Raw genomic sequence first — 8,578 nt, 5'->3', positions numbered from 1 at the left:
TGGCGGAAGCGCCCGCGCGTCCTGCCCCGGACGCCACCGGCAGGGCAGGGGCCGTTGCGCCGGTACGCCCGGCGGCRCCGGCCGCCGGACCCGCGCTTGCGGCGGCGCCCGCCGTAGCACCACGCGCCGCGGCGCCCGCACCGGCACCTGCGCCGGTGCCGGAAGACAGCTATCCCTACCTGCACCAGTTGCCCGACGTCATCCAGCGCGATATCCCGCGCGTGACTTTCGGCGGCTATATGTATTCGGCGAATCCGGCGGATCGCCTGCTGATCGTCGACAAGGCGCTGCGCCACGAAGGCGAGGAAGTCGCGCCGGGGCTGCTGCTGGAAAGGCTGTTGCCGAAGGCGGCCGTGATGAATTTCAGGGGGATCCGCTATCGTGTCGCCTACTGAGATGCGGCCGGCGGCCGGCCAGGTGCTGGGCGTGATCGGCTGGTCCGGCAGCGGCAAGACCACGCTGCTGGAATACCTGGTGGGCCGGCTGGCGGCCGAAGGACTGCGTGTCAACGTCATCAAGCACAGCCACCACGACATCGTGCTCGAACCGCCGCACAAGGACAGCGCCCGCCTGCGCCAGGCCGGCGCCGGCGAGGTCATGATCGCCTCTCCCTACCGCTTCGCGATCATGCACGAGCTGCGCGGCGCCCCCGAGCCCTCGCTGGAAGAGCAGCTGGCGCGCCTGGCGCCGGCCGACCTGACCCTGGTCGAAGGCTATAAATGGGCAGCGATCACCAAGCTCGAGGTGTATCGGCCCGAGCTCGGACGGGCGCCGCTGTACCCGGACGATGCGCAGGTGGCCGCGGTGGCGTCGGACGTCCCGGCGCCATCCGGCCTGGCCGCCGGCGTCGACTGGCTCGATCTGAACCAGCCGGCCACGGTGTTGCGCTGGATTAAACGGCGCATCGCGGCAGCACTCTAAAGTTCTGGCCGGCCCTGCCGTTAATACAGGATGACCCGCAGTGGGACCAAACAGAGGAGATCGTCATGGACGTCATGGGTATTGCCAAGCTCGCCACCAGCATCGCCGATACCGGCACCCGTCAGGATGTCAGCATGGCCGTGCTGAAAAAGGCCCAGGACATCCAGTCCTCGACCGCCGCCCAGCTGCTGGACGCGGTGCAGGCCGCCGCGCCGGCGCAGAACCTGCCGGCGCACCTGGGCAAGAACGTCAACACCACCGCCTGAACCCTTGCCGGCCCGGCGCCGGCAAAAAACCAGCCGGGCGCGTCAACAGGATCGCCGTCCGGCGCGTTATTCGATCCACGTACCCGGCGCGAGGGCAGGCCGCATAATGACCCGCTCTTGCCGCCACCATCGCTGCCCATGCGCAGCCGCACAAGGCCGTCCCCGCCGGCGTACGCATTCCGAAGGAGATCCCTATCCATGAATAAACGACAAGCACTCGTTGCTGCCGCGCTCGCGAGCGTGTGCGCCGCCAACGCTTCGGCCGGCGGCCAGATGGACATGCAGGCCAAGGGCGAGCAGGAAAAATGCTACGGTGTGGCCAAGGCCGGCCAGAACGATTGCGGCACCGCCACCCATGGCTGCGCCGGCCAGGCGGCGGTCGACAACGATCCGGTCGAGTGGCGCTCGGTGCCCAAGGGCAGCTGCGAGAAGTCGGGCGGCAAGCTGAACCCGCCGCAACAGGGCAAGCAGGGTAAATAAGCCGTGGACGAGGCGCGTCCGGCGCGCGGCGTCGGCATCGGCCTGCGCGCACCGCACTACCGTCAGTGGCTGGAGCAGCGCCCGGCGGCCGGCTGGCTGGAAGTCCATACCGAAAACTACCTGGCCCGCTCGGGCTGGGACTGGCATGTGCTGCAGGCGCTGCGGCGCGATTATCCGCTCAGCCTGCACGGTGTCGGGCTGGGTCTCGGCTCGGCGCAGGGTTTCTGCGAACGGCATCTGCAGCGCGTGCGCGAGCTGGCCGCGGCCATCGAACCGGCCCTCGTCTCCGAACACCTGAGCTGGGGCGCGCTGCGCGACCGCCAGCTGAACGACCTGCTGCCGCTGCGCCTGGACGGCGCCGCGCTCGACCTGGTCGCCGACCGCGTCGAGCGCGTGCAGGAGGCGCTCAAGCGCCGCATCCTGGTCGAGAACGTCTCCACCTACCTGCGCTTTACGGATGACGCGATGAGCGAGGCCGAATTCCTCGCCGCCCTGGCGCGCCGCACCGGCTGCGGCATCCTGCTCGACGTGAACAATCTCTACGTCAACCAGTGCAACCACGGCGAGGACGCGCTGGCGGCCCTGGATGCGCTGGCCGGGCTGGCGCCGGGGACGGTCGGCGAACTCCACCTGGGCGGCCACCTGGTCGCCGAACATGCCGTCATCGACCACCATGGCGACCGCGTGGCGCCGCAAGTGTGGGCGCTGTACCGCGAGGCGCTGGCGCGCTTCGGCGCCGTGCCGGCCCTGATCGAGTGGGATACGGACCTACCGGCGCTCGAGGTGCTGCTGGAAGAGGTGGCGATGGCCGGGCGCATTGCCGCCGGGGTGCCGCCTGCCGTTGTGCCGGCATCCACCCCGGCCTTGCCCCGGCCGCCATCCGCACAGCCGGCCGGCATCGAGGCGCTGGACGCGCTGCAGCAGGCCTTCGGCGCAGCCCTGCTGGATGCCGCCCGACTGCCCCAGCTGGCATCCCGGCTCAAGGGCGATCCGGCGCGCCTGGGCATCTACCGCGGCAATCTCGTGAACGCCTGGCGCCGCGCGCTGGCATCCGCCTATCCGCTGCTGCGCAAGGTGCTGGGCGAGCAGGACTTCGATGCCCTGGCGCGCGCCTATGGACGAGCTCACCCGGCCTGCGATCCGGACCTGAACGGTTTCGGCGCGGAACTGGCGGACGTCATCGGAGGTGATGGCGACCGGCCCTGGCTGCCCGATCTTGCGCGCCTCGAATGGTCGGTGCACGAATCCTGGTATGCCCCCGACGCCATATTGCGGGCCGAAGGCGCGCCGCTGGCCGTGCTGCCGACCCTGAGCCCGCAGCAGTTCGAAGCCAGCCGCGCCGTCCTGCATCCCTCGCTGCGGCTGCAGGCCGCGGGGTGGGCGACGGCCGCCTTCTGGCTGGCGGCGGACGCTGCCGGCGAGCCGCAGCGCCGGCCCGGCCACGCAATGATCCTGCGCGCGCGCTGGCAGGTGGCGGTGCGCGAAATCGATGCGGCGGAATACGCGGCGCTGTTGCGGCTGGCAAATGGAGAAAGTTTCGGCGCCGCCTTCGATGCGGCTTTCGACCTGGACGAGGATGCGCCGATCGCGGCCTGGCTGGACGGCTGGCTGAAGAGCGGGGTGGTGACGGCGATCGTGCGGGTGGAGGACTTCGGGGAAGCCGGCCCGCCCACGGCGTGAGGCAGGGCCGGCGCGGGCCCTGGGCCCGCGGGTGTTTCAGTGGTAGTGAAAGGCGCGCAGGATGCGCTCTTCGCCGGTCTGGTCGTGATGCAGTTCGTTGGCGGCCCGGGTGGCTTCGATCATCCGGGACAGTTGTTCCTCTTCGAAACGGGCCAGTTCCTCGTTGGCTGCATTCAACGCCATGGCCAGCTTGGCGCGTGCGCTCTGGTACACCAGACCGGTGTAGTGGTCGGTGTTCTTGAGCAGTTCTTCCGCGTTTTCGATGACGAGACGCAGGTCGCCGATGAGCCTCTGCTGCGTCATTGCGCTGGGGTCTGGGGTATCCATCTTCCTCACCTTTTGCCGTAGTACGTCTTCAATATAGAGAAGGAGGACTGCCCAAGTTTGTCAGCGCGCAAACGGCACCCCTACAGCCGGGGACGGCTAATCCGGTGCGCCCGGCAGGTGCGCCCGGCGGCACGCACCATTTTTTTGTGAGCGAAGCGGAACTTTTTCAGCGGACGGTGATCCGAACATCGCCCACGCTCACGACCTGGCCGGCACGGATCTTGGCAGTCTTGCGCAGTTCCTTCTTGCCGTCGACCGACACCACGCCGCTGGCGACCATGTTCTTGCCGGCACCGCCACTATCGACGAAGCCGATGATCTTGAGCAGCTGGTTGAGTTCGATGAACTCCGATGTCAGTTCAAAAGTTGTTGTTTGCATTCTATCCTCGGTTAAAAATCGGCGTCGTACTGTTGAGACCGGCAAAGACCTCGTCCCCGCGCAAGCGGGGAGTCGGGTTCGGCAATGCCGGGCACGACGGTGGAGCTTGTCCGCCTCAGCCCGGATGCGGCCGCGTCATCTCGATCGGCACGATCCACTGATCGAACTGCGCCTCGTCGACGAAGCCGGACTGCAGCGCCGCCTGGCGCAGGGTCAGGCCTTCGTGCTGGGCAGTCTTGGCAATCTGCGCGGCGCGATCATACCCGATATGCGGGGCCAGGGCGGTCACCAGCATCAGCGATTGCTCCATCAGCTCGCCGATGCGCTTGCGGTTCGGCTCGATGCCCTGGGCGCAATGCTCGTCGAAGGAACGCATGCCGTCGGCCAGCAGGCGCGCGCTCTGCAGGAAGTTATGGGCGATCATCGGCTTGAACACGTTCAGCTCGAAATTGCCCTGCGAGCCGCCGACGGTGAGGGCGACGTCGTTGCCGAACACCTGGCAGCACAGCATCGTCATCGCCTCGCACTGGGTCGGATTGACCTTGCCCGGCATGATCGAGCTGCCCGGCTCGTTCTCGGGAATCGTGATCTCGCCCAGGCCCGAGCGCGGCCCGGACGCCATCCAGCGTACGTCGTTGGCGATCTTCATCAGGGCCGTGGCCAGGGTCTTGAAGGCGCCGTGCGCCAGCACCATCGCGTCGTGGCCGGCCAGCGCCATGAACTTGTTCGGTGCGCTCTTGAATTGCAGACCGGTACGCGAAGAAATTTCAGCCGCGATGCGGTTCGCGAATTCCGGATGCGCGTTCAGCCCGGTGCCGACCGCGGTGCCGCCGGCCGCCAGTTGCAGCAGGCCGGGCAGGGTGTTCTTGATCGCGTGCTCGGCAAATTCGAGCTGGGCGACATAGCCGGAGAATTCCTGGCCCAGGGTCAGCGGAGTCGCATCTTGCAGGTGGGTACGGCCGATCTTGACGATGTCGGCGAAGTCGCGCGCCTTCACGTCGAGCGTGCCGCGCAGCCTGGACAGCGCCGGCAGCACGTCCTTGGCGACGGCGATGGCGGCGGCGACGTGCATCGCGGTCGGGAACATGTCGTTCGAGGACTGGCCCATGTTCACATGGTCGTTCGGATGCAGCAATCTGGCTTCGCCGCGCTCGCCGCCCATCAGTTCGGAGGCGCGGTTGGCCAGCACTTCGTTCATGTTCATATTGCTCTGCGTGCCGGAACCGGTCTGCCAGACGGACAGCGGGAACTCCCCCGGGTGGCGGCCTTCCAGCACCTCGTCGGCGGCGCGCATGATGGCATCGGCCTTGTCCTGCGGCAGTTTGCCGAGCGAGCGATTGACGGCGGCGGCGGCGCGCTTGACCTGGGCCAGCGCAGCGACCAGCTCCGGCGCCATCTTTTCCGTCGAAATATGGAAGTGGTGCAGAGAGCGCTGGGTCTGCGCGCCCCACAGTTGTCCGCCCGGCACCTCGATCGGCCCGAAGCTGTCCTTCTCGATCCTGTTTTCCATAGACATGTCCTGACTTTTTGTTAGTAGGGAAGCACGGTTAAAGAGTGTACCGCAACGGCCGTTAATGACGTTGAGGCTTTGAATTTCTATCACTTATGCGCCACTGCTCCCGCCGTCTCCTGTCCACGCTCGTCCTGCTGTCCGCCCTCGGTTCCGCCCACGCGGCCGAACTGGGCGAGGCGCGCGTGTCGTCCCACATCGGGCAGCCGCTGGTGGCCGACATCGAGCTGGCGATGATCGACGACCCGTCGGCGGCCGTGTCCGTGCGGCTGGCCAGTCCCGAGGTCTACAACGGCGCCGGCATCGCCGTGCCGCCGGCGCTGGCGAGCGTCAATATGTCGGTGATGCGGCGCAACGGCCGCCAGTTCCTGCACGTGACGACGCTGCGCCAGGTCGACAGCGAGCACCTGCACCTTTACCTGGAACTGGTCGACAAGGGACAGAGGGCAGTGCGCCTGGCGACCTTGTGGCTGACGCCGGACCCGAATCCGGCGCCTGCTCCCGCTCCGGCGCCGATCCCGGTCCCCGTTCCGGTCCCGGCTGCGGTGACGCATACGGACCCTGCGCCGAAGGCCGCGCCGGTGGCGGTCGCCGCACCTCCGCGCAAAACCATCGCCGTGCGCAAGCCCGCGCCGGCCGCCGACGTGGAACCGAAAGCGTCTGCGCCGCAGCCATTGCCGCTGCCGATACAGGCTCGCCAGGCCGCCGCGCCGGCCGCCTGCGCACGGTCAACCGAGCAGGCCAGCGTCTGCGTCGCTCTCGACGGCAAGAACGCCGAACTGAAAAAACAGATCGGTGTGCTGGAGGGCAAAGTGAAGTCCTTGCAGGCGAGCCTGGGCGCACCGGCGCCGGCACCCGAGGCAGCGCACAAGCCGACCGGTCCCAAGCCGATCAGCGCGATCAAGCCCCTGGTGCCGCGCAAGCCCAAGACCCCGCCGCCCGAACCGGAATCCGGTCTGCCATGGGGCTGGATCGGCGGCGCGGCGGCGCTGCTGCTGGCTTCGGGCGCCGCCTTGCTGCTGCTGCGCCGGCGTAAGCGGACGGTACGCAATGTCGACATCCCGGCCGCGCCGCGCCTGATCGAACGGCTGCGCCAGCGCATCGGTGCGCGCAGCGCGCCGGCGGCGAAGGCAGCGCCGGCACCGGCGCCGGAAGCGGTCGAGCCGACTTTCGAATAGGCGCGCACAAACTCGTCTACACAAGCTCGAAATTTGCGTTATACTGGTCCGCATGTGATCTTCTTGACCACAAAAACGGCTCAGGATCTGGCGCAGCCACCACCGATAGCGTGGCGCGGAAACCAGATGATCGTTGAAGAAACGCCTGTACCCGGAAGCGGTTTGCCTGCCTACAGTGGCAGGTGAACGCCGGATGCAACCGGCAAGAGGCGACGCCAGGAGATACCTGGTGCTCGCACTCCCCAATTCCTGAAAACCCGCTCGGATCTTCCGCAGCGGGTTTTTTCTTGCCTGCGTCCAACGCGACAGCTGAGTTTCCCGGCTTGGCTTAGGATGTCATGGTTGGCAAGGAGAATCCATGAACGATGCATCCCCGCACCCCGCCCTGCGCGGCAATATATTTTCCGAACATTGTCCTTCGCGCGAAATACTCAAGCACGTGACCAGCCGCTGGGGCGTCCTGCTGCTGGTGGCCCTGGGCGACGGCGCCCAGCGTTTCGGCGAGCTGCGCCGCAAGGTCGGCGGCATCAGCGAGAAGATGCTCGCCCAGACCCTGGTCTGGCTGGAACAGGACGGCTTCGTGCAGCGCATCGTCCACACGGCGGCGCCGCGCGTCGAGTACCGCCTGACGCCGCTGGGGGAGGAGATCAGCGGCAAGCTGGGTGAGCTGGCCGAGTGGATCGAGGGGAATATGGCGGGGATCCTGGCGGCGCAGGGCAGGGTGGCCGCGACGGCGCAAGGCGCCTGAGGCCGGGATCAGGAAGAGGCCAGGAGTTTGCGGAAGTACACGACCCGCTCGGTTTCCTCGAAGCCCAGCGCGGTGTGCATGGCATGGCTGACCACGTTGTCCAGCGGCGCGTCCGATGCGAGTTCGCTGCATCCACGCGCCCTGGCCCATGCGGCCACGGCGGCAACCAGCAGCCTGCCGACGCCCTGGCGGCGGCAGGATGGCGCCACGTAAATCCCCTCGAGAAAGGCGACCGGCGAGCTGTCCGTTCCGTTGACGTAGTCCGTGCGCAGCGAGGCTTCGACGAAGCCGGCGGCCCGGCCGTCCGCTCCGCAAGCCAGGAACTGCGCGTATTTGTCCGGCAGAGCGAGGGCGGACTGCATCTCGGCCAGGTGTTCGTCCCTGGGACAGTCCGGCCACAGCGCCTGGCGGAAGTCCAGCCAGCCGTCCTGTCCGGCCGACGCGCAGGGAAGGATGGTGATATGCATGTGTCAGAACGCCTTTACAAGAAAAAACCCCTGAGACGTCGCCATCGCAGGGGTTGTGCTTTTTGCCGGCCACGCCGGGCAGGCAGGATTCAGTGAGCGCTCATGGCCCGCTCGAGCTGCCCATGCCAGGGCTCGGTCACGTCGCGCACGGCGCGGTCGTTGGCCATGATCTGCTTGAGCAGGTCGATCTTGCGCAGGCGCTGGGCACCTTCGAGAGCCGGAACGCCCGATTTGGTGGCGCTCGCCTGCAGGGCGCACTGGGTTTCCAGGCGGGCCAGGCCGTCGAAGTCGCCTTCGCTGGCTGCTGCTGCCATGCGGCCGCTGAGGGCGGCGATGTTTTCGTACATGGCGAGGACTTCGTTGGAGGTCATGGTGCACCAAAAGCAATTTTTTCGGCCGGATTGCCGGGTATCTAAGACCTTAACGGCGCCACTTTAGGGAACTTTAGGGTTTTCGAAAGATTTTTTTAAAAATTTTTCGACATCAAGATGATGCCCGTTTGCAACGAACCGTGGCGCACGAAGCAAAGGGGCGGAACGCGACCTGCTCCCCGGATCGTGCAATCCAGCGCGGCTTTTTGCAGTCTGTCGCAATCCTGTCATCCTTGCCATTTCTCTTGCTT

At 67.1% G+C, this 8,578-nt stretch carries 12 protein-coding genes; 7 read left to right on the top strand and 5 right to left on the bottom strand.

The window, feature by feature from the left end; all coding sequences use genetic code 11:
* The 5 genes from AC1DOQ_RS24105 to bufB all read left to right on the top strand — a co-directional run.
* The coding region (locus tag AC1DOQ_RS24105) for a general secretion pathway protein GspB (protein WP_477369972.1) at positions 1–395 on the top strand (395 nt) is incomplete at its 5' end.
* 1 nt (position 396) lies between these two features.
* Positions 397–921: a molybdopterin-guanine dinucleotide biosynthesis protein B gene (mobB, locus tag AC1DOQ_RS24100; protein WP_477369981.1), complete on the top strand. Its 525-nt coding sequence runs from the start codon at positions 397–399 to the stop codon at positions 919–921.
* A gap of 65 nt (positions 922–986) precedes the next feature.
* Entirely contained in the window at positions 987–1,187 is a 201-nt protein-coding gene (locus tag AC1DOQ_RS24095; RefSeq protein ID WP_477369969.1) for a YjfB family protein, read from the top strand.
* A gap of 198 nt (positions 1,188–1,385) precedes the next feature.
* Positions 1,386–1,667 (top strand): BufA1 family periplasmic bufferin-type metallophore, encoded by a 282-nt coding sequence (locus AC1DOQ_RS24090; protein ID WP_477369966.1) that lies wholly within the window; start codon positions 1,386–1,388, stop codon positions 1,665–1,667.
* Between the two features lie 3 nt (positions 1,668–1,670).
* Positions 1,671–3,347, top strand: coding sequence for an MNIO family bufferin maturase (bufB, locus tag AC1DOQ_RS24085; RefSeq protein WP_477369963.1), 1,677 nt, complete (start codon positions 1,671–1,673; stop codon positions 3,345–3,347).
* A 36-nt stretch (positions 3,348–3,383) separates the two neighbouring features.
* On the opposite strand, the gene AC1DOQ_RS24080 is transcribed toward bufB, so the two are convergent.
* The 3 genes from AC1DOQ_RS24080 to fumC all read right to left on the bottom strand — a co-directional run bounded on the left by AC1DOQ_RS24080 (position 3,384) and on the right by fumC (position 5,563).
* Complete coding sequence (locus tag AC1DOQ_RS24080; protein WP_477369961.1) at positions 3,384–3,674, bottom strand: DUF883 family protein; 291 nt, start codon at positions 3,672–3,674, stop codon at positions 3,384–3,386.
* Positions 3,675–3,840: 166 nt separating this feature from the next.
* Positions 3,841–4,053, bottom strand: a complete 213-nt coding sequence (locus tag AC1DOQ_RS24075; RefSeq protein WP_477369958.1) for an RNA-binding S4 domain-containing protein — start codon at positions 4,051–4,053, stop codon at positions 3,841–3,843.
* A 115-nt stretch (positions 4,054–4,168) separates the two neighbouring features.
* Complete coding sequence (gene fumC / locus AC1DOQ_RS24070; RefSeq protein ID WP_477369955.1) at positions 4,169–5,563, bottom strand: class II fumarate hydratase; 1,395 nt, start codon at positions 5,561–5,563, stop codon at positions 4,169–4,171.
* 95 nt (positions 5,564–5,658) lie between these two features.
* On the opposite strand from fumC, the gene AC1DOQ_RS24065 reads away from it, so the two are divergent.
* On the top strand, positions 5,659–6,741 hold the full coding sequence (locus tag AC1DOQ_RS24065; RefSeq protein WP_477369952.1) for a type IV pilus assembly protein FimV: 1,083 nt from the start codon (positions 5,659–5,661) through the stop codon (positions 6,739–6,741).
* A gap of 358 nt (positions 6,742–7,099) precedes the next feature.
* Entirely contained in the window at positions 7,100–7,489 is a 390-nt protein-coding gene (locus AC1DOQ_RS24060; protein WP_477369948.1) for a winged helix-turn-helix transcriptional regulator, read from the top strand.
* A gap of 8 nt (positions 7,490–7,497) precedes the next feature.
* On the opposite strand, the gene aac(6') is transcribed toward AC1DOQ_RS24060, so the two are convergent.
* Positions 7,498–7,956 (bottom strand): aminoglycoside 6'-N-acetyltransferase, encoded by a 459-nt coding sequence (aac(6'), locus tag AC1DOQ_RS24055; protein ID WP_477369945.1) that lies wholly within the window; start codon positions 7,954–7,956, stop codon positions 7,498–7,500.
* 89 nt (positions 7,957–8,045) lie between these two features.
* The gene (locus AC1DOQ_RS24050; protein ID WP_477369942.1) at positions 8,046–8,327 is read right to left on the bottom strand and encodes a flagellar protein FliT; all 282 of its coding nucleotides are present in this window, start codon (positions 8,325–8,327) and stop codon (positions 8,046–8,048) included.
* Positions 8,328–8,578 lie beyond the last annotated feature (251 nt).

The sequence above is a fragment of the Massilia sp. 01N417 genome (assembly GCF_056399645.1).
The sequence above is the reverse complement of the archived record's forward strand: the minus strand, read 5'-3'. Positions and strand labels throughout refer to the sequence as shown.